The sequence below is a fragment of the Sphaerisporangium aureirubrum genome (assembly GCF_042658925.1).
In the GTDB taxonomy this organism is placed as follows: Bacteria; Actinomycetota; Actinomycetes; order Streptosporangiales; family Streptosporangiaceae; genus Sphaerisporangium; species Sphaerisporangium aureirubrum.
Genome location: NZ_JBHSRF010000021.1, coordinates 81,840 through 104,100, shown reverse-complemented (window position 1 = coordinate 104,100; position 22,261 = coordinate 81,840). Strand labels below are relative to the sequence as shown.

Sequence of the window (22,261 nt, the reverse complement as noted above, 5' to 3'; positions counted from 1 at the left end):
CATGGCGCTCGGAATCGAGTCGATCGGCGCGTACGTGGGCCGGGCCTTCCTGGACGTACGCGGGATGTTCGAGGCCCGCGGCCTGGACATGAGCCGCTTCGCGAACCTCATGATGGAGCGGCGGTCGGTCAACCTGCCCTGCGAGGACCCCGTCACCAACGCCGTCAACGCGGCCAAGCCCGTCCTCGACGCGCTCGACCCGGCCGAGCGTGAGCGCATCGAGATCCTCGTCGTGGGCACCGAGTCCGGGCTCGATTTCGGCAAGCCCATCAGCACCTACATCCACCACCACCTGGGCCTGAGCCCCAACTGCCGCTCCTTCGAGGTCAAGCACGCCTGCTACGGCGGCACGGCCGCCCTGCAGACCGCCGCCGGCATGGTCTCGGCGATCCCGGTGCCGGGCGTGAAGGCGCTGGCCATCGCGACCGACGCCGCGAGCGCCACCGAGAAGGCGTCCTACTGGGAGCCCTCGGAGGGCGCCGGGGCGGTCGCCATGCTGGTGAGCGACCAGGCCAAGGTGCTGGAACTGGACCCCGGCGCCAGCGGCTACCACACCTTCGAGGTGATGGACACGCTGCGGCCCCGCCACGACCACGACGTCGTCGACCCCGATCTGTCGCTGCTGGCGTACATGCGGTGCATCGAGGAGAGCTTCGCCGCGTACCAGCGGCGGGTGGCCGGGGCCGACATCGTGGACACGTTCGCCTACCTCGCCCTGCACACACCCTTCGCCGGCATGGTGAAGGGCGCGCACCGCATGCTGCTGCGCAAGCAGAAGCGGCTCGGCCCCCGCGAGATCGAGGCCGACTTCACCACCAGGGTCATCCCCTCGCTCAACTACGGGATGCGGGTCGGCAACACCTTCTCCGCCGCGCTGTACCTGGCGCTGTGCTCGCTGACCGACCACGGGGACTTCACCGAGCCGAGGCGGGTGGGCCTGTTCTCCTACGGCTCCGGCTGCGCCTCGGAGTTCTACAGCGGCGTCGTCCCGGCGGGCGCACGGCCCGCGATCGACATCGAGGCGGCGCTCGCCGACCGGCGCGAGATCGGCGTCGACGACCTCGACATGATCACGGACCTCAGCGCCGACCGGATCTTCGGCGTGCGCGACGCCGTGTTCGACACCAAGCCGTACGGCGACCTGTTCGAGGACAGGTTCGAGGACCGCGGCCTGCTCGTCCTGGACCGCATCGCGGGCTTCCACCGCGAATACCGGTGGAGCTGATCGCCATGGCCACCACGTTGCGACTCAAGATCCGCGGCACCATCGACGCCGCGGCCATCGCGGAGATCCACGGCGCCCTGGACGAGGCCGAGGCCACCCCCGACTGCCGCATCCTGGTCCTGGAGGGCGGCGGCGACGGCGTCTTCTGCACCGGCCTGAACCTGGAGGGGGCCGCCGCCGACGACGCCTCCGACGGCGGCGCGACGTTCTACGGACTGCTCGAACGCTTCACCACGACCCCGCGCGCCGTCGTCGCCCAGGTCGACGGCCGGGCCGCGGGCGGCGGCGTCGGGCTGGCCGCCGCCAGCGACTTCGTCTACGCCAGCGAACGCAGCGCCTTCAGCCTCCCCGAGGCCCTGTGGGGGCTGCTGCCGTGCTGCGTGCTGCCGTTCCTGATCAGGCGCGTCGGCTTCCAGAAGGCGTACACGATGACCTTCAGCACCCAGCCGGTGAGCGCGTCGGAAGGCGAGCGGTTCAACCTGGTCGACGCCGTCGCCGACGACCCCCGCGCGCTCATCAACCGGCTCGCGTACCGGCTGACCAAGCTCGACGAGTCGATCATCGCGGACATGAAGCAGTACTTCCGCAAGATGTGGATCCTCTCCGACGAGGTGGAGGAGACGGCCGTCAAGGAGTTCAGCCGCCTGATGTCCACCCCCGCGGTGCGGCAGAGGCTCGCCGACTACGCGACGGAGAAGCGCTTCCCCTGGGAGCGCTAGAAAGGATCGCTTGCCGATGTCTGTCGTGTGGGTCTTTCCCGGGCAGGGCTCCCATCGCCGGGGCATGGGAGCCGGGCTGCTGGACCGCTACCCCGATCTGCGCGACCGCGCGGACGAGGTCCTCGGCTACTCGATCGAGGAACTCTGCGGCGACACCCGCCGCCTGCGCGACACCCGGTACGTCCAGCCCGCGCTGTACACCGTCGACGCGCTGAGCTACCTGGCCAGGCGGGAGGACGGCGGCAGGCCGGACTACCTGGCCGGGCACAGCCTGGGGGAGTACGCGGCACTGTTCGCCGCCGAGTGCTACGACTTCGAGACCGGCCTGCGGCTGGTCCGGCGGCGCGGCGAACTGATGGGCGAGGCGAGCGGCGGCACGATGAGCGCGGTGCTCGGCATGCCCCGGGAACGGCTCGAAGACCTGCTGGCGGGCACCGGCGTGGACATCGCCAACGACAACTCGCCCGAACAGGTGGTCATCGCCGGCCCCAAGGACGCGATCGAGACGGCGAGCCAGGCCATCAAGGAGGCAGGCGGCAAGTGCGTGGCCCTCAACGTCCGCACCGCGTTCCACTCGCGCTACATGAAGGACGCCGCCGAGTCCTTCGCCGAGGCCCTTGAGTCCGTCACCTACGCCGCCCCGCGGATCCCGGTCATCTCCAACGTCACCGCCCTCCCGCACACCGCCGCAGCGATGGCGGAAACCCTGCGACGCCAGATCGACAGCCCCGTGCGCTGGCTGGACGGCATGCGCTACCTGATCGAACACGGCGTGGACGAACTGGAGGAGATCGGCCCCGGCGACGTCCTGACCAAGCTCTGGGACGTGACCCGCAGACACCCGTCCGGCTCACCCCCGGCCGCCCCTGAGACCACACCGTCCCGCACCACCGCCCCGGCCGACCGTGAGACCACACCCTCCCGCACCACCGCCCCCGCCGTGGCGCTCGACGGAAGGGGCACGGACGCCGCGGCGAACCTGGGATCCCGGGAGTTCCGCGAAGACTACGGGCTGCGCCACGCGTACATGACCGGGTCGATGTTCAAGGGCATCGCGTCCACCGACCTGGTGATCAGGATGGGCAAGGCCGGCCTGATGGGCTTCTTCGGCGCCGGCGGCCTCACCCTGGCCGAGATCGAGTCCGCGATCGAGACGATCCGGCGCGGCCTCGGCACCGGCGAGGGCTTCGGCATGAACCTGCTGTACGGCTTCGACGAAGACGGCCTGGAAAGCGACACCGTGGGCCTGTACCTGAAACACGACGTCCGCCACGTGGAAGCCGCCGCCTACCCGCACGTCACGGCCCCCCTGGTGCGCTACCGCTTCACCGGCGCCCACCGCGACGCCTCCGGCCGCCCCGTCGCCGTACGCCACGTCCTCGCCAAGGTCTCCCGCCCCGAGGTGGCCGCGGCCTTCATGCGCCCGCCCCCCGAGCCCGTACTCCGCCGCCTGGTGGCCCAAGGCGCCCTGACCCCCGAGGAAGCCGAGGCGGCCTCATCCCTCCCGGTCAGCGAGGACGTATGCGTAGAGGCCGACTCCGCAGGCCACACCGACGCCCGCTCCCCCTACGCCCTGATGCCCGCCATGCTCGCCCTACGCGACCGCGAGAACGCCGGCCACCGCTACGCCAAACCCATCCGCATAGGCGCCTCCGGCGGCCTCGGCTCCCCTGAGGCCATAGCCGCCGCCTTCGTCCTAGGCGCAGACTTCGTCGTCACCGGCTCCGTCAACCAGTGCACCCCCGAAGCAGGCACCTCCGACGACGTGAAGGACATGCTCGCCGGCCTGGACGTCCAGGACACCGCCTACGCCCCCGCCGGCGACATGTTCGAACTCGGCGCCCGAGTCCAGGTGGCAAGAAAAGGCACGCTGTTCCCCGCCCGAGCCAACAAGCTCTACCAGCTCTACCGCCAGCACACCGCCCTGGAAGACCTGGACCCCAAAACTGCCACCACCATCCAGGACAAGTACTTCCGCAGATCCTTCACCGAAGTCTGGGACGAAACCGCCACCTACCTAGCGGCCCGCAAACCCGCCGACCTGGCGAAAGCAGAATCCAACCCCCGCCACAAAATGGCCTTGATCTTCCGCTGGTACTTCGTCCACTCCATCCGCCTGGCCCTAAAAGGCACCCCCACCCGCCGAGTCGACTACCAGGTCCACTGCGGCCCCGCCATGGGCTCCTTCAACCACTACGCCAAAACCATAGGCCTAGCAGACTGGCAAACCAGACACGCAGACACAATAGCCGACCACTTGATGACCGACGCCGCAACCCTCCTAACCACCCGCCTAACCCACCTAACCCACTAACCCCCCAACCCAACCCCGTAGACCAAACCGACCGCCCAAGAAATGGGCCTCGCCTTCGGCTCGGACAGCTCCCCCCAGGGGGCTCCGCCCCCCTCGCCCCCCGAAAACCCCCACTCCAAGCCCCCGAAGCAGCCACATCCGCCGTGCTCCCAACCTACGACTTAAATGTCATCGGAGTGGTGACCCCTTGCACGGCTTACCTCGAACCAGACTGTGCGACCGTTGTGGGAGCCTTCACGATCTTGTCGTTCCCCGGCGAGGCCGATCCTGACGTCGCATATATCGAGAGCACGGCAGGGGACGCGTACGTCCGAGTTCCGAGCAGGTTGATCGCCATAAGGTGGCTTTTGAGCGCCTCTGCGATATGCGCACCGGAACTCGGTCTGCTCCGCGGAGCGGATGTACCGAGCCGGTGAACTTCGGCGGCGCACATCAATCAGCGCACGCCAGTACAAGCGCTGGAAAAGCGGCCAATGCGACTGGCCGCATGAAGATCACCGCGTCTTGCTGGAACGTTTCTGCGGCGAGCCGATCACCGGGGCCGGCTTCACCCCATCCGGCATATCCTCCCCACCGGATCATCGAATGCTTCACGTCCCACACGCCACCGATCTGTTTCCGTCGGAGATGCGCGATCCGGCTCCGGGGGAGCCCGGTGGACGGCACACGCAAGCCACCTCTGTCCGGCACGGGCCGGGGGTTATGGTGATCCGATGACCGAAACTCCTCGCGAAGCCTTCCTGAAACTTGTGCACGGCGTCTGTGAAGAGCGCTGGGCGGACGTGGTGGACCTGTACGCGGAGCAGACCGATGTCTCCCACCCGTTCCACCCGGTGGGGGCACCGCCGCTGCTCTCCCGCGAAGCACTACGGGCCCACTTCGGCGGCGGGCCACAGCCGTACCAAGGCCCGACCCTGCGGCGTCGGCCGACGCGGATCAACGTCCACGAGACCACCGATCCCGAGGTCATCGTGGCCGAGTTCCAATACGAAGGCATCGTGGTGGAGACCGGCGAACCCTTCACCATCCCGGCCGTCTTCGTCATGCGCGTCAGGGACGGAAAGATCGTCGAATCCCGCGATTACCTGGACCATCTGCGTTCAGCCGCGGCCCGCGGCATGCTCGCCGAGGTCTTGGACGACATCCGCGACCACCACGCCAAGGGCTCTGTCACCGACCCACCAGGTCACATCGGCGCCGAACCTCGCTGACCTCGTCGATGTGCCGTCCGCCCAGTCGCAGGCGGCCGCCAGCGGCCGCACCAGGGTCCGGCCGAGAGCGATCTTCGGGTGGCCGTTGCGGTCGCCCGAGGCGGATGGTGGCGCCATCTTGTCACTCCTGTCGATCCACGCTGGACCGTCGAGGAGGCTTCTCCGACGGGGAACAGTCCCCCAGTTGGGCGGGAGCGGCATGCAACGCACAAGGCGCGGTTTCGCTGGCTTACGGCTGCCGGCGAAGCCTCAGACCTCGAACTCCCCGTTCTTGACGCCGTTCACGAAGGCTGACCACTCACCTGGTGCGAAGAGGAGCACCGGGCCGGTTGGGTTCTTGCTGTCTCTGACGCCGATGACGCCTGGCAGGTTTCTGGCGACTTCGACGCAGTTGTTGCCCCCACCGCTGTAGCTGCTCTTACGCCAGGGGGCGCCTGGAAGATCAGTCATTCGAGTCGTTCCTTGGTCTCGGCGATGAGCCCGATGGACTCCTCCGGAGATAGAGCCACATCACAGATGCGCTCAAAAGCCACCTTATAGCGATCAACCTGCTCGGAACTCTCGACGTACACGTCCCCTGCTGTGCTTTCGATGTACGCGACGTCGGGATCGACCTCGTCGGGGAACGACAAGATCGTGAAGGCTCCTTCGAGGCCTGCGTGGACTCCGGCGCTGTACGGGAGAACCTGGATGGTCACGTTTGGCCGCCGGGAGGCGACGATCAGGGTCTCCAGCTGATCGTGCATCAGCTCAGGACTTCCGATCGGACGGCGTATGACGCCTTCGTCCAGTACGGCGTGCAGTTGTGGTGCGTTGGTCCGGCTCAAGAGGGTTCGCCGTGCCATACGAGCCATGACTCGCCGGTCGATCTCCTGAGGGTCGTCCTGTTGCGGCCGTACCACGCTGATCACCGTTCGCGCGTAGTCCTCGGTCTGGAGAAGGCCGGGCACAAGCTGTACTTCCCATTGGTGGATGAGGGACGCTTCGTCTTCCAGCGCGATGTAGGAGCCGGTGAAAACGTCTGAGTACGCCGTCCACCACCCTCGCCGACGGACCTCCTTGGCGAGTTCCACCAAAGCGGCACGTGTGGACGATGGGGTGCCGTAGAGATCACAGACCTGCGCCACGTCGGTAGGGCTGGCACGGGTTCGGCCGGTTTCGATGCGGCTTATCTTGCTACGGCTCCATCCGACGTGCATCACAGCGGATGGAGTCCGAATGACAAGCCAGGATCTTGTGCGCGGTCGCTCCAAGCGGAACAGCGCCGCGCCTGCCACCACAGCGAGCGTCTCCCGGACAATGAGGGAGCAGCAGTACCTCTACCTGGTTCGGCTGGCCTGGAGTCTGTACCGGCGGGGCCTGCGCGTGACGGTGGATCTTTCCTTGAAGTCCGAACCCGTGCTGATAGCGCCCCGGACGGGGGCGGCTTCCCTCAGAGTCATGGTGTGTCGCACCAAGGGGATCTGGATCTATACCTGGGGCCGAGGTGACAGCCAGCGGGTGCGAGTGCTCGCCGACGACGCGGCCGACCGGATCTGGGAGGTCGCCCAGTGATGACCACGGGGGACCGTCTCGGCAAGATCGATCTACTCGGCCTGGCCAGCTCGGCCAAGATCGCGCGAGCGTATGTGTACTCGGTGCTCTACCGAGCGGGACGACGGGATCTGGACGACATCGAAACCGTGGTCAGCGAGGTGTTCACCAACGCCATTCGCCACTCCGAATCGGGACGCAGACCAGGTGGCTTGGTACAGGTCCGGGTGTACGACGACGGTGCGACGAGCCGGGTCGAAGTCACCGACGAGGGCTCGCCCAACGGCATCCCGGCCATTCCTGAGCAGGCCGACCCTGTCAGCGAGGGGGGCCGGGGGCTTTGGTTGGTCCGGGAGTTGTTCTCATCCTGGGGGTGGGGACAGGACCACAGCGGCCGCACAGTCTGGTTCGAGGTAAGCCGAACAAGTAGTCGCCACTTCGATGACATTTAGGTCGTGGGTGGGACCACGGCGGATGTGGCTGCTCCGGGGCTAGGAGGTGGGGGTTTCGGGGGGCGAGGGGGGCGGAGCCCCCTGGGGAGAGCAGTCCGAGCCGAAGGCGAGGCCCATGCCGAAGGCGGGGTTCATGGCGTCGGGGGGCTGTCCGTTCGGGTTAGCGGACGAAGGGGGAGAGTAGGGCTCGGTCCAGGTCTTCCTGGATGGCGTCTAGGACTTCGGGGCGGGGGCCCTTTAGGTAGAAGTGGTCGCCGGGGAAGACGCGGAGGGTGAAGCCGCCTTTGGTGGTGTCGTGCCAGGCGGCTATTTCGTCGGGGTCGACCTCGGGGTCGGCGTCGCCCAGGAGGGCTGAGATCGGGCAGGTCAGGTCGGGGCCGGGGAGAGGGGTGTAGTGCTCGTTCAGGGTGAAGTCGGCGCGGAGGGTGGGGAGGAAGACGTCCAGGAGGCCGGGCTGGTCCAGGACCTCGGTGGGGGTGCCGTTCAGGTTGCCCATCTCGACCAGGAGGTCGTCCTCTGAGAGGTCGGAGAAGCGGCGGCGGGTGGTCGGCAGGTGGGGGGCGCGGCGGCCGGAGACGAACAGGAGGACGGGCTCGCCCTGGCCAGGCGTGAGGCTGCGGGCGACCTCCCAGGCCACGGCGGAACCCATGCTGTGGCCGAACAGGGCGTAGGGGCGGTCGGCGTACGGGCGCAGGGCCTCGGTCAGGGGAGTGATGAGCTCGTCCATGCGGTCGTAGGGAGTCTCGCGGAGCCTTCCCTCGCGGCCGGGCAGGACCACGGGGCAGACGTCCACGCCGGGGGCCAGGTGGTCCTCCCAGCGGCGGAACAGCGCCGCGCCGCCGCCCGCGTGTGCGAAGCAGAAAAGCCGCACTTCCGCGTCCGGCCGGGGTTGTCCTGAGATCCACGCCTTCGACATGCCCCAGACGCTATCGGGGCCCACGCGGAGCGACTGCTCAGTCTTGAGCAGGCATGTCCCGCTCTCGTCATTAGCGTCGATTAGTGGGAGGAGGGCCATGGAGTCGAACGAGAGTGTCATTGAGACGGTCATCCGGTTGCTCGGCGATGTGCTGCCCGGCGACGGGGAGCTGACGAGGGATTCGGTCCTGCGAGACCACGGGCTGGACTCGATCTCAGCGGTGCGGGTGTGGTTCGAGATCCAGCGGGTGTTCTCGCTGGACTTCCCGGTCGAGAAGCTCGGCGAGTGCGCCACCCCGGCCGCCCTGGCCGCGCGCATCGCCGAGGAGACGGACGCCACGGCAGGCGCCGAGCCCGCGTCGGGTGACGCCGGCCCGGTCGTGACCGCGCGCCCGGAGGACCGCTTCGCGCCGTTCCCGCTCACCCCCATCCAGCAGGCCTACCTCATGGGGCAGGACGAGGACCTTACCGACGACCCGGTCGGCTGCCACGTGTACCGCGAGTTCGAGGTGGAGGGCCTCGACGCGGAACGTCTCGAAGCCGCCTGGCGCCGCGTCGTCGACCACCATGACGCGTTGCGCCTGGTCATCGGCGAGGACGGCACCCAGCGTGTGCTCGAACACGCCCCCGACTGGTCCATGCCCGTCCACGACGGCTCCCCGGAGCAGGCCCGTGACCGCCTCACCGGGCACGTGTACGAGACCGGTGTGTGGCCGCCGTTCTCCGTCGAGGTCACCCGCCCCGGCACCGTCCACCTCGGCGTCGACGCGAGCGTCACCGACGGCCGCGGCCTCGACATCCTCCTGCGCGACTGGTGGCGCTGCTACCGCGACCCCGCTCACACGCTCACCGACACCATCGTCTCGGCCAGGGACTGCGTCATCGCCCTGGACGATCAGCGTGACGCGCCCGGCCGTGCCAAGGACCTGGACTACTGGCGGGGGCGGCTGGCTGAAATGCCGCCGGGCCCTCACATCGCCTCCGGCACCCTCGACGAGGACGACACCGCGCGCGTCGGGATGGCCGCCGCGCTGACGGACGCCGAATGGGGTTCCCTGCGCCGCGTCGCCGGTGAGCTGGACGTCTCCCCGACCTCCCTCGTGCTCACGCTGTTCGCCGAGGCGCTCGCCGCGGCGTCCGGCTCCGAGGACGCCGACGGGTTCTCGCTCGCCGTCACCACGACCGCCCGTGCCTGGCTGCCCCGCGAGGTGGACGAGGTCGTCGGCCCGTTCACCTCCACCGCCGTGTTCGTCGCGGAGAACACCCGCGGCGAGCCGCTCGACGACGCGGTGCGCGCCGTCCACCACCGGCTCTGGAGCGATCTCGGGCACGCCTCGGTCTCCGGCGTCGACGTCCTGCGCGAACTGCGCGCCGAGCTGCCCGCGGCGAGCGGCCCGCTGCCCGTGGTGTTCACCAGCCTGCTGGACGCCCGCCAGGACGACGCCGTCCCGCCCGTCACCCACGCCCTGAGCCGCACCTCGGGCGTGGCGCTCGACCACCAGATGTGGGAGCACGACGGCGAGCTGCGCCTGCGCTGGGACGTCACCCCGGGACGGTTCGCGCCCGGCGCGCTGGACGTCGCCTTCGCGGCCTTCGTCAACTCCCTGCGCGCCCTTGGCGCCGACGGGGACGCCGTGGAACGGCCGCTGAACGAGCTGCAGAAGGCGTACTACGTGGCCCGCGCGAACGGCGCCTGCGACTACGACGGCTGCCAGGTCTACCACAGCTTCCACGTCCGCGACCTGGACGTCGGCCGGCTCGCGGCGGCATGGACCCGCCTCGTCGACGCCTACGACGCGCTGCGCTCTGAGGTCACCCACGACGGGCGCGTGCGGACCCGGCCCCGCGCCCCGGAGACATGGACGATCCCGGTCGTCGACGCCGTCACCCCCGACGAGATGGCCGCCGACGCCTACCCGCTCGGCCGCTGGCCGCAGTGGGACCTGCGCGCCACCCACGACGGCGCCGTGCACGTCGCGATCGACCTCACCGTGCTAGACGGCAAGAGCATCCACGTCACGCTGCGCGAGCTGTTCCGCCTCTACGACGACCCCACGGCGACGCCCCGCGAATCGGTGCCGGTCCAGGACGACGCTCCCGTGCCCGACGACGGCTACTGGGCCGGGCGGTTCGCCGGCATGCCGTCCGGGCCGCCGCTCGCCTCGCCGCCCACGCCCCGCGTGCGGCTCACCGGCGAGCTGGAGGAGCGTCCGGGGGCCGAGATCGCCGACGAGACGGTGCTGGCCGCGCTCACCGAGGCGCTGTCCGAGCAGTTCGCGGACCCGTTCACCGTCTCGGTGGTCCGCTGGACGCCGGAGTCCGAACCCCACCGTCCCGGCGAGTTCACCGCCCTGAGCTGGGTGACCACCCCTGAGTCCGGCGAGGACGCCGAGGACGTCTACCGCCGCCAGATCGCCGCCGACCTCGCGCACGGCACCCTCGAAGGCCTCGGCGCGCTGCGCAAGATCGTCATGAAGGAGCGGCGCAGCCGGTCCTACGCCTTCCCCGTCGTCTACACCAGCACCCTCGACCTGCGTGAGCACCCCCTCCCGGACGGCGTCGAGCTCGGCCCGTGGATGACCTACACCCCCGACGTGGCCCTCGACTGCATCGTGGCCAGGGAAGGGGGACGGCTGCGCTACGTCTGGGACGTCGTCGAGGCCGGCTTCCCCGAAGGCCGCCTTGAGGAGCTGTTCGCCGCCTTCGAGTGCGCCCTGCGCTCCGAACGGCGGCCCGATCGCGACACCATCCTCTACACGTGGAACGACACCGCCAGGGAGGTCCCCGAGCAGCGGCCCGCTCACCTGCTGTTCGAGGAGCAGGTGAGGACGCGTCCCGACGCCGTCGCCCTGCGCACCCGCGGCGGGACCATCACCTACGGCGACCTCAACCGCAGGGCCAACGCCATCGCCTGGCGCCTCAAGGGCATGGGTGTCGCACCGGGGACCGTCGTCGGCATCCGCATGTGCCGCGGGTTCGACATGGTCGCCGCCGTGTTCGGCATCCTCAAGGCCGGCGGCGCGTACCTGCCGGTCGAGCCGACCCTCCCGGCCGAGCGCGCACGGGTCATGCTGGACGACGCCGGCGCGGGCATCGTCGTCACCTGCTCCGAGTCGACCAGCGGCTGGCCCGTCCCGGACGACCTGCGGGTCGTCGACCTGAGCCGCGACCTCGCCGACGAGGACGAGGGCGACCCCGAGCCGGTCGGCACCGCCGACGACCTCGCGTACGTGATCTTCACCTCGGGGAGCACCGGCAAGCCCAAGGGCGTCGAGGTGACGCACCGGCCGCTGCTCAACCTGCTCAACTGGTGTAACCGGAGCTTCGGCTTCGACTCCGCCGACGTCGGGCTCTGCGTCACCTCGCTCGGCTTCGACCTGTCGGTCTTCGACATCTTCGGCCTGCTCGGCCGCGGCGCCTCGCTGTACATCGCCGACGAGGAGCAGCAGCGCGACCCCGAGCTGCTGCTCGACGTGCTGCTCACCGAGCCGATCACCTTCTGGAACTCCGCGCCGACCACTCTGAACCAGTTGTCGCCGTTGTTCCAGGACCGGCAGGGCCATGAGGGGACCGGCGACCTGCGCCTGGTGTTCCTGAGCGGCGACTACACCCCGCTGCCGCTGCCGGACGCCGTGCGCGGCCTGTTCTCCCGGGCGGCCATCGTCAGCCTGGGCGGCGCCACCGAGGCCACCGTCTGGTCCAACTACTTCGAGGTCGGGGAGATCGACCCCGAGTGGCGGAGCATCCCGTACGGCAGGCCCATCGACAACTCCCGCTACTACATCCTCGACGAGGACCTCGAACCCTGCCCTGTGGGCGTCGAGGGCGACCTGTTCATCGCCGGTGAGTGCCTCAGCCTCGGGTACCGCAACCAGCCCGAGCTGACCCGGGAGCGGTTCGTGCCCGATCCCTTCGCCAAGGAGCAGGGGCAGCGGATGTACCGGACCGGCGACCGCGCCGCGTTCTTCCCCGACGGGGTCATGACCTTCCTCGGCCGGGCCGACAACCAGGTGAAGATCCGCGGCTTCCGGGTGGAGCTCGGCGAGATCGAGCACCGGCTGCGCGCGCACTCCGGTGTGCGGGACGCCGTGGTGCTCGCCCGCGAGGACCAGTCGGGCGAGCGCAAGCTGGTCGGGTACGTCATCGCGGACACCACCCCGCCGTCCGTCGCCGACCTGCGCCGCCACGCCGCCGAGACGCTGCCGGCCTACATGGTGCCGAACTACATCGCCTTCGTCCCGACCTTCCCGGCCACCTCCAACGGCAAGCTGGACCGCGACGCCTTGCCGTGGCCCCTTACCGACGAACCCGTCCCTTCCGAGGAGCGGACGCCGGCGTCTGAGCCCGTCTCCGAGCAGGTTCCCGAGCCCGTCTCTGAGCCCGCTTCCGAGCCGGTCGCTGAGCCGGTCGCCGAACAGTCACGCCCCGAGCCTGCCCCCGAGCCCGAGCCTGCCCCCGAGCCCGAGCCTGCCTCCGAGCCGGTCGCCTCGGAGCAGTCCGGCCCGGCGCCCGAGCTGGTGGCCGAGATCTCGGCGTTGTTCGCCGAGCTGCTCGCGGTGGCCGAGATCGATCCCGATTCCGATCTGTGGGACCAGGGCGCCACGTCGTTCACGATGGTCCAGGTCTCCAAGGCCCTGCGGAAGAGCCACGGCCGGCGGATACCGGTCCAGTCCCTGCTCGACGAACCCACGATCACCGCCATCGCGGCCGTCGTGGCCGACTCCCTCCCAGGCGACCGGCCCGCGAAGCCGAAGGCCGCGCCCGCCGCCACCAAGCCCGAGCCGTCCGCCAAGCCCGAGCCATCCGCCAAGCCCGAGCCGTCCGCCGAGCCCGTGAAGGCGGTCGAGCCGGTCGTGCGGGACCAGGACGTGGAGCGGGACGGTCCCGGTGAGGTCGAGTTCTTCTCCGCCGAGGATCGCGCCCGTTTCAAGGAGGGAGCGTGGAACCTGCGTCCGCTGGAGCCCGACGCCAGCCTGATCCGGCTCGACCGGATGGAGGTGGCGGACGAGCACTACGCCTGGCGGGCCAGCGCGCGTGAGTTCGCCTCCGGGCCGATCCCGTACCGCTCCTTCTGCAAGCTGCTCGGCCTGCTCCGCGAGGCCACGGCCGGTGGGCGCACGTCGCACCTGTATCCGTCGGCGGGCGACACCTACGCCGTCCAGGTCTACGCGCACGTGAAGCGCGGCGCCGTCGACGGCATCGCCGAGGGGATCTACTACTACAACCCGCGCGAGCACGTGCTCCAGCTCGTCAACGACCGCCCGGACATCGACAGGTCCGTGCACTTCGTCTACAACCGCCCGGTGTACGACCGGGCCGGCTTCAGCCTGTACCTCATCGGCCAGACCAAGGGCATCGAGCCCCTGTACGCCGAGGCCAGCCTGCGCTACCTCACCCTTGAGGCGGGCTACATGGGCCAGCTCCTGATGACCGGCAAGGCCACCTGCGGCATCGGCCTGTGCCCGATCGGCGACGTCGCCTTCGCCCCGCTACGCGACCGTCTGGCCCTGGACGACGGCCACCGTTTCCTCCAGGCCTTCCTCGGCGGCCCCGCGGAGTACGCCCCGCAGGCCGCGGAGACCGGCGAGACCCCGCTGTTCACGGCCCCCGCCAACGGCTCCGCCACCACCGCCCCCGTCACGACCGCGTCCGTCACGACCACCGCCGACCTCCAAGCCGACGGCGAGGTCGTCACCGGCGCCTCCCCGGACGGTGTCGCCGATGTCGCGATCATCGGGCTGGCCGGGCGCTACCCCGGCGCCGCCGACCTGGACGCCTTCTGGCACAACCTCAGCTCGGGGATCTCCGCCATAGGCGAAGGCCCGCGTGGCGGCGTCCCCGGCGGCTACCTGGAGCACATCGACCGGTTCGACAACATGCTGTTCCACATCGCGCCCCGGGAGGCCGAGGCGCTCGACCCGCAGCTGCGGCTGCTGCTGCACAGCGTGTGGGAGTGCCTGGAGGACGCCGGTCACACGGCCGCGTCCCTGCGCCGCGCCGCGCCCCGCGTCGGGGTGTTCGTCGGCGCGATGTGGCAGGACTACCAGCACACCGGTGCCGCCGCGTGGCGTGCGGGCGGTGACGCGGTCGTCTCGGCCACCGCGTCCGAGATGGCCAACCGCGTCTCGCACTTCTTCGGCTTCACCGGCCCGAGCCTCGCGGTGGACACCTCGTGCTCGTCCACCCTCACCGCCCTGCACCTGGCGGCGGAGAGCCTGCGGCGTGGCGAGTGCGACGCGGCCGTCGTCGGCGGCGTCAACGTCGTCGCCGACTCCTACCACACGAGCCTCCTCGCCGGCCTCGGCCTGCTCGCGGAGAACCCGGCGGGCGGTGCCTTCGACGGCGAGAACCCCGGCTGGACGGTCGGCGAGGGCGCCGGCGCGATCCTGCTGCGCCCCGCCGCCGACGCCGTGCGCGACCGCGACGTCGTCCACGCGGTCGTCCAGGCCACCTGGACGGCGCACTCGGGCCACGCGGCCCGCTTCACCGCGCCCAGCGCCGGCGCCATGGCCGCCTCCATGCGGGAGACCCTGGAGCGGGCCGGCGTCGACCCCGGGGACGTCTGCTACGTCGAATGCGCCGCCGCCGGTGCCGGGCTCGCCGACGCGGCCGAGGTGGAGGCGCTCACCCAGGTCTTCGGCGACCGCGAGGAGCCGGTCGCGGCCGGCACGATCAAGCCGAACATCGGCCACCTGGAGGCCGCGTCCGGGATGTCGCAGCTCACCAAGGTGCTGCTGCAGATACGCCACGGCCGGATCGCGCCGACCCTGGTGTCCGGCCACCCGAACCCCCTGATCGACTTCGACGGCGCCGCGGTGGAGATCGCCGACCGGCTCGGCGCCTGGGAGCACGAGCCGCGCACCGCCCTCGTCAACGCCTTCGGCGCGACCGGCACGCACGCCCACGCCGTGGTCCGCTCGCCCGCGCGCCACGAACGGTACGTCCCGGCGCGCCCCGGCGGGGACCCGCACGCCGTCCTGCTGTCCGCGGCCGGCGAGGAGCAACTCCTCACCTCGGCCCGGCGCCTCCTGGACCGTCTGGGCCAGGACACGCCCCCCGCGCTCGCCGACATCGCCTTCACCACCCAGACGGGCCGGGCACCCCTGGCACACCGTCTCGCCGTCACCTGCGCCGACGCGCGTGTCCTGCGCGAGGGCCTGCGCGCCTTCCTGGCCGGAAAGCCGCACGCCGCGGTCACCACCGGCGTCGTGGAGGGCCCGCGTGCCGCCGCCGCCGACCAGCCGCCCACGGAGATCGAGGCCGTGGCCGCCTGGGTGTCCGGGCAGGACGTGGCCTGGGAACAGTACTGGCCCGCCCCCGGCGCCAGGGTGTCCCTGCCCACGTACCCGTTCGCCGAGGAGCCGTACTGGATCGACGCTCCCGCACCCGCGACGCCGATCGACGGTCCCGAGCCCGCGACGCCCACCGCCGAGCCGGTCCCGGCCTCCGAGCCCGTCGACCGGGACGGTTCCGGAACCGCGGCCGCCGCTTCCGCGGAGAGCGTGGAGGGCGTGGAGGACCTGAGGGAATACCTCAAGGCCATCTACGCGGACGTCTCCGGGATCCCGCTCGGCAAGCTGAGCGTCCACGTGCCCCTGGAGCACTACGGCATCACCTCGCTCATGGTGACGCAGCTCAACGCGAAGCTGCGGACGGACCTGGGCGAGCGCTCCCGCACCCTCTTCTTCGAGCACACCGACCTGGCCGGTGTCGCCTCCGCCCTCGCCCGGCGCGGGACGACGCCCCCGGGCGCCGGCGCCACGCCCGCGACCCGGCCCGCGCCGGACGCGGCGCGGCGGTCCGGTGTCACGGCGGCGGTCCGGCCTACGCCGGAGCCGGAAGGGCGGTCCGTCGTGACGGCCACTGCCCGGCCCGCACAGGGCTCCGTACCGGACGCCGGCGGGGACGTGGAGCGGGACGGGATCGCCGTGATCGGCATCGCGGGCCGGTATCCGGACGCGCCCGACCTGGACGCGTTCTGGGAGAACCTGGCGGCTGGACGTGACTCGACGAGGCGGATTCCGGCGGAACGGGCCCGGGAGGGCTGGCCGGTCGACCTCATGCGCGGCGGGTTCCTGGACGACGTCGACAAGTTCGACCCGCTCCTGTTCGGCATCACCCCGCGCGACGCCGCCCTCATGGATCCCCAGGAACGCATCCTCCTCGAAGTCGTCTGGGAGGCGCTGGACGACGCCGGATACCCGCGTACACGGCTGCGCGACCAGCACGGCTCGAACGTTGCCGTCTACGCCGGGGTGATGCACAACGAGTACCCGTACTTCGGCGTGGAGAGCACCCTGCTGGGCACCCCGCAGGACACCGGCGCCACCCCCGCCGGGATCGCCAACCGGGTCTCGTACCACCTGGACCTCACCGGCCCCAGCATGTCCATCGACACGATGTGCTCGTCCTCCCTCACGGCCCTGCACCTGGCGGTCCGCTCGCTGCGCCAGGGCGAGTGCGAACTGGTCATCGTCGGTGGCGTCAACCTGAACCTGCACCCGAACAAGTTCATCCAGCAGGCTCGGATGAAGATGTCCGCCCCCGACGGTGTCTGCCGCAGCTTCGGCGCCGGCGGCGCGGGCTTCGTCCCCGCCGAGATGGCCGGAGCGATCCTGCTCAAGCCGCTGTCCCGGGCCCGTGCCGACGGCGACCGCATCCACGCCGTGATCAGAGGCACCGCCGTCCTGCACACCGGCAGGACCAACGGCTGGGCCGTCCCCAGCCCCGCCATGGAAGGCGAGGTCGTCCGCAGGGCCCTGGCCGACGCGGGCGTGGAGCCCAGCGCCATCGGCTACGTGGAATGCCACGCCCCCGGCACCGACCTGGGCGACCCGATCGAGGCCAACGCCCTGATGCGCGCCTACGCCGAAGCCGGCCTGGAGCCTGCCAGCATCCCCATCGGCTCCGTGAAGTCCAACTTCGGCCACGGTGAAGCCGCAGCCGGACTGGCCGGCCTAACCAAGATCATCCTCCAGCTCCGTCACCGGAAGCTGGCCCCCTCCCTGCACGCCGAAGAACTGAACCCCAACATCGACTGGCCCGCCATCCCCTTCCACGTCCAGCGCCACCTGACCGATTGGCCCACCCCATCCAACGGCACCCCCCGCCGCGCCGCCATCAGCTCCTTCGGCGCCGGCGGCACGATCGCCCACGCCGTGATCGAGGAGTACACCCCTTCCCCCACCCCCGAGCCGCCCCACACGTCCACCACGCGCCGTGAGCCGGCGACCGCCACGGACCAGACACCCACGGCCCCCCACACCCCCGAACCCCACGGCCATGAGCTGATCGTCCTGTCCGCCCGAGACGAGGACCGCCTCCGCGCCGTCTGCGAGCGCCTCGCCGAGTACCTGAACCCTGCCCGAACCCCCGACGACCCCGCCTCCCTCATCAAGGAACTCCGCCGCATAGCCTCCGGCCAGACCCCGACCCCCCTGTCCGCCGAAGCCCTCGCCACCCACCTCCTCCGCACCCACGACGAACACCACACCCCCACCCTGTCCGACATAGCCCACACCCTCCAGGTCGGCCGCGAGCCCCTCCGTGAACGCCTAGCCATGATCGTCTCCACCCTCGACGACCTCCGCGCCCACCTGACCCGCTACACCCAAGGCGACACCAGCGAGGCCCTAAGAGGCCGCGCCACCCCAGGAAACGACGGCCAAGAACCCCCTTCCTGGCACCGAACCCCACCCACCCTCCACACCCTCGCCCACCACTGGCTCTCCGGCGGCCACATAACCTGGCCCCACCACCGCCCCACCCCCGCCCAAATCATCCCCCTACCGTCCTACCCCTTCACCCGCATGCACTGCTGGGCCCCGACCCACCCTTCCCTGACCACAACGGCACTGAGCGCGTCGGCGGGCGGACCGGCACCAGGTGGAGCGACACCTACGCCAACGGCACCGAGCGCGGCGACTTCTGCCCCGACGCCACCGGCCGGGCCGCCGCCGACTGCGGCGGCGACGGCCGTCGCGCCGCCGGGGAGTGCTACGGCCGGTGCGGCGGTACCAGGTGCGGCGGCGACGCCGAATGTGGCGGCACCGGGTGCGGTGGCACCGGGTGCGGTGACGCCGGGTGCGGTGACGCCGAGCGCGGCGACTTCTGCCGCGACGGCACCGGCTGGGGCGCTGCCGACTGCGGCGGCGACGGCCGTCGCGCCGCCGGGGAGTGCTACGGCCGGTGCGGCGGCACCGGGTGCGGCGGCGACGCGGAGTGCGGCGACGCCGGGTGCGGTGGCGCCGGGTGCGGTGGCGCCGGGTGCGGTGGCGCCGGGTGCGGTGGCGCCGGGTGTGGCGGCTTCTGCCGCGACGGTGCCGGCTGGGGTGCCGCCGGTTGCGGCGGCGGCCTTTGGGGCGCCGGGGGGCGCGGCACGTTCGTCGTCCGATGTGACGACGCCTTCCCGGCGCCGCGACGGCGGGGCGTTGTACGGCGAATCCGGCGCCGCTTTGCGGCGGCCGGGCGGGGGGGAGGTGCCGCTTTACCAGAAGGTTTGGGTTGACGCCGGAGGGTTCTCTGGGGGCGGGATCGGTGGTGGCGGGAGTGTTCTGTGTTTGTTCGAGGAGGGGGCGCGGGAGCTGGCTGAGGGGCTGGCGCGGGGGATTGGGGACAGGGCCGTACTGGTGGGGGCGGCGGGGGCGGAGGTTGTGTTGCCTGCTGATCTGGTGGGGTGGATCGATCTGTGTGATCTTGGGCGGGCGGATCCGGGGGCGGAACTTGGACGGCTGCGGCTGCTCCAGCGGGCCCTTGGCGGGCGGGCGGACATGCGGGTGTTGCATGTGACCCGAGGGCTGCTCGACATGGATGGCCCCCAGCCCAGCGTGGCGGGGGCGCGCATGGCGTCGTTCGTGCGGACGTTGACGGCTGAGTACGGGGGAGTGCAGGCCACCGTTCTGGACATCGACAGGCCGGATGCCGGGGCGATCCTCGCTGAGGCGGCCACCGTTGAGCCGTATGGCGAGATCTGCCACCGAGACGGTAGGCGACTCCGGCCGGGGCTGCGGGCACTGGCCGCGCCTTACGCCGGGCTGCGCGCGGACCCCGATGCCGTGTATGTGGTGAGCGGCGGCACCCGGGGCCTCGGCGCACTGGTGGCGCGCCATCTCGTGAACCAGGGAGCCAGGAAGCTCGCACTGCTCGGTGAGCGCCCGATCCCGCCTCGCGACCAGTGGGCCGACACCCCCGCTACCGAGGTGATCGAGGGCATCCAGGCCCTGGAGCAGGCCGGAGCGCGGGTGACGATCCACACCGGCCCGCTGACGGACCGGAACGCGATCGAGGGCTTCCTGGAGGCGGTGCGCGGAGACCTGGGCGACATCGCGGGCGTCGTGCACTGCGCCGGCCGCGGCAGCCAGGGCAGACCCGCGCTGGCCCACAAGGACCCGCACGACATCGAGGCGGTGCTGGCCCCCAAGGCAGGCGGCCTGGAGGTCCTCGCGGACGCCTGCGCGGGCGACCGGCTCGCCTTCTTCGTGACGTTCTCCTCGATCAGCGCCGCCGTCCCCCGCCTGGCCGTCGGCGTCTCCGACTACGCCGCCGCGAACGCCTTCCTGGACCTGTACACCGGGTACCAGCGGCGCGCCGGACACCCGGAGTTCCGCTCGATCGACTGGCCGCAGTGGCACGAGTCGGGCGGCGCCCGCGGCAAGCCCAACGCCTGCGCCCCCGTGGGCATCGCGACCCTCGGCGACGAGGACGGCCTCCGGATACTGGACCGGGTCCTCGCCCTCCCGCACGGCGTCACAGCGGTGCCCTGCCCCCCGCAGGACGTCCCCCTCGACCCCGAAACCCTGCTCACGGTCTCACGGCCTCAGTCCCGGCCCGGCCACGAGGTCCCCAGCTCACCGCCCCGGACCGTGGCCGAGGCCGCTCCCTCGGAGACGGCGACGGCACCACATCGGCGCGCGTCCGGGCCGGACTGGCTCGCGGAGCTGTTCTCCCGGACGCTGGGCATCCCCCTGGACGCCCTCGACCCGACCATGGAGTTCGGCGACATGGGTGTGGAGTCGGTGATGCTGGCCGAGCTGGTGCAGCGCATCGAGGAACACCTGGGCCGCAGCCTGGAGCCCACGGCCCTGCTCGACCACCCGACACTCGACCTGTTGCGTGACCACCTCGGCATCGACGAGGCGAGCGCGACCAGCGAGCTCACGGGCAGCGGCGAGTTCACCGACACCGGCGAGCCGGACCGAACCGGCGCGAGCGGCGAATCCGGCGCGAGCGGCGAATCCGGCGCGAGCGGCGAATCCGGCGCGGCAGACACGGTGCACGGCGCGGCAGACACGGTGCCCGGCGCGACAGACACCGTGGCCGGCGCCGTCGTCACGGCCACTTCCAACGAGGCCGCCACCTCAGGCGCGTCACCGGCCGCCACAGCGGGAAAGGTCGCGATCATCGGTATGGCGTGCCGCCTCCCGGACGCCCCCGACATCACCACCTTCCTGGACAACCTCCTCGCGGGCCGCTCCGCCGTACGTGAGGTGCCGCCGTCCCGCTGGGACCATCGCGCCCTGTACTCCCCGAAGCCGGAACTCGGCCGCAGCATCAGCAAGTGGGGCGCGTTCGTCGACGGCATAGAGGACTTCGACCCCGGCTTCTTCGGCATGAGCGACGACGAGGCCCGAGCCCTCGACCCCGCCATCAGGCTCGTCCTGGAATGTAGCGCCGCGGTCATCGGCGACGCCGGCTACGACCGTACGGAACTGCGCGGAAAGAACCTCGGCGTCTTCATGGGCGCCAGGATGTCGGACTACGGCTGCCGCGCCGGGGTCCGCCCAGGCGGCATGGCGGCGGACCAGAACTTCATCGCGGCCAGGGTCGCCCATCACTTCGACCTGCGCGGCCCCAACCTCGTGGTGGACAGCGCCTGCTCGTCCGCCCTGGTCGGCGTGAAGCTGGCCTGCCAGAGCCTGCTGGCGGGGGAGTCGGAGCTGGCGCTCGCGGGCGGCGTCGAGGTGCTGCTGGACGAGAACGACTACCTGCAGCTCAGCGCGGCCAAGGCACTGTCCCCGACGGGGCTGTGCCACACGTTCGACAAGGACGCCGACGGGTTCGTCCCGGGCGAGGGCTGCGGCGTCGTCCTGCTCAAGCCGCTCGACGCCGCACTCGCCGACGGCGACCGCGTCCACGCGGTCATCGAGTCGGTCGCGGTGAACAACGACGGCCACACCATGGGGATCACCACACCGAACCCGAAGGCCCAGGCCGAGGTCGTCCGCCGCGCGCTGGCGGACGCGGGCCGGACCGCGCGGGACATCGGGCTGATCGAGGCGCACGGCACCGGCACGCTGATCGGCGACCCGATCGAGCTGCGCGCCCTGACCGAGGTGTTCCGCGAGACCACCTCCGAGACCGGCGTCTGCGCGATCGGCAGCGTGAAGACGAACATCGGCCACACCCTGACGGCCGCCGGCATCGCGGGCCTGCTCAAGGCCGCGCTCGCCGTGGAGTCGGGCCGGATCCCGGCGACCCTCGCCTGCGAGACGCCCAACCCCCGGTTCGACTTCGCCGACTCCCCCTTCTACCCCGCCACCGAGACCAAGGACTGGCGCCCGGAAGGACGCGAGCGCGTCGCGGGCGTGAGCTCGTTCGGCCTGGGCGGCACCAACGCCCACCTGATCCTGAGCGAACTCGAACCCGGGGCAAGGGACGGCGCGCCACCCCCACGCGAGCCCAGGCCCGCGCCGGTCTTCGACCGCAGGCGGCTCTGGCTCGACAAACCCGCCCCGGGGATCCCCCGCCAGGCGGCACGGACGGACGAGCCCCCGGCGCGCGAGACGACGCCCGTCCAGGCGGACGAGCGCCCCACGAGCCCGGCCCACCGGCCCGTCTCGATCCTCGACCTCCAACTCACGATGAACGGCGACCGCGCGCGAAGGGGTGCCTGA

General features: G+C 71.1%; 10 protein-coding genes. 7 read left to right on the top strand and 3 right to left on the bottom strand.

Features of this window, described 5'->3' with window-relative positions; all coding sequences use genetic code 11:
• The first annotated feature begins 1 nt into the window (after nucleotide 1).
• From ACFP1K_RS16795 to ACFP1K_RS16780, 4 genes are all read left to right on the top strand, one after another.
• On the top strand, nucleotides 2–1,225 hold the full coding sequence (locus tag ACFP1K_RS16795) for a hydroxymethylglutaryl-CoA synthase family protein (protein ID WP_380753716.1): 1,224 nt from the start codon (nucleotides 2–4) through the stop codon (nucleotides 1,223–1,225).
• Nucleotides 1,226–1,230: 5 nt separating this feature from the next.
• On the top strand, nucleotides 1,231–1,944 hold the full coding sequence (locus ACFP1K_RS16790; protein WP_380753713.1) for an enoyl-CoA hydratase-related protein: 714 nt from the start codon (nucleotides 1,231–1,233) through the stop codon (nucleotides 1,942–1,944).
• Between the two features lie 16 nt (nucleotides 1,945–1,960).
• Nucleotides 1,961–4,258: an ACP S-malonyltransferase gene (gene fabD, locus ACFP1K_RS16785; RefSeq protein WP_380753710.1), complete on the top strand. Its 2,298-nt coding sequence runs from the start codon at nucleotides 1,961–1,963 to the stop codon at nucleotides 4,256–4,258.
• Between the two features lie 713 nt (nucleotides 4,259–4,971).
• A complete protein-coding gene (locus tag ACFP1K_RS16780; RefSeq protein WP_380753707.1) occupies nucleotides 4,972–5,469 on the top strand; it encodes a nuclear transport factor 2 family protein in 498 nt (165 codons plus the stop codon).
• 249 nt (nucleotides 5,470–5,718) lie between these two features.
• Here ACFP1K_RS16780 and ACFP1K_RS16775 read toward each other — a convergent pair whose 3' ends face one another.
• Both ACFP1K_RS16775 and ACFP1K_RS16770 read right to left on the bottom strand, forming a co-directional pair.
• Entirely contained in the window at nucleotides 5,719–5,919 is a 201-nt protein-coding gene (locus tag ACFP1K_RS16775; RefSeq protein ID WP_380753704.1) for a DUF397 domain-containing protein, read from the bottom strand.
• Complete coding sequence (locus tag ACFP1K_RS16770) at nucleotides 5,916–6,668, bottom strand: helix-turn-helix domain-containing protein (RefSeq protein WP_380753699.1); 753 nt, start codon at nucleotides 6,666–6,668, stop codon at nucleotides 5,916–5,918. The genes ACFP1K_RS16775 and ACFP1K_RS16770 overlap by 4 nt, the downstream gene beginning before the upstream one ends.
• Nucleotides 6,669–6,687: 19 nt before the next feature.
• Here ACFP1K_RS16770 and ACFP1K_RS16765 point away from each other — a divergent pair, with 19 nt between their 5' ends.
• Together ACFP1K_RS16765 and ACFP1K_RS16760 are read left to right on the top strand one after the other, a co-directional pair.
• Complete coding sequence (locus ACFP1K_RS16765; protein WP_380753696.1) at nucleotides 6,688–7,023, top strand: hypothetical protein; 336 nt, start codon at nucleotides 6,688–6,690, stop codon at nucleotides 7,021–7,023.
• Nucleotides 7,023–7,454: an ATP-binding protein gene (locus tag ACFP1K_RS16760; protein ID WP_380753693.1), complete on the top strand. Its 432-nt coding sequence runs from the start codon at nucleotides 7,023–7,025 to the stop codon at nucleotides 7,452–7,454. The genes ACFP1K_RS16765 and ACFP1K_RS16760 overlap by 1 nt, the downstream gene beginning before the upstream one ends.
• A 160-nt stretch (nucleotides 7,455–7,614) precedes the next feature.
• On the opposite strand, the gene ACFP1K_RS16755 is transcribed toward ACFP1K_RS16760, so the two are convergent.
• Entirely contained in the window at nucleotides 7,615–8,370 is a 756-nt protein-coding gene (locus ACFP1K_RS16755; protein WP_380753690.1) for a thioesterase II family protein, read from the bottom strand.
• Nucleotides 8,371–8,467: 97 nt separating this feature from the next.
• Here ACFP1K_RS16755 and ACFP1K_RS16750 point away from each other — a divergent pair, with 97 nt between their 5' ends.
• Nucleotides 8,468–22,261: an amino acid adenylation domain-containing protein gene (locus ACFP1K_RS16750; protein ID WP_380753687.1), complete on the top strand. Its 13,794-nt coding sequence runs from the start codon at nucleotides 8,468–8,470 to the stop codon at nucleotides 22,259–22,261.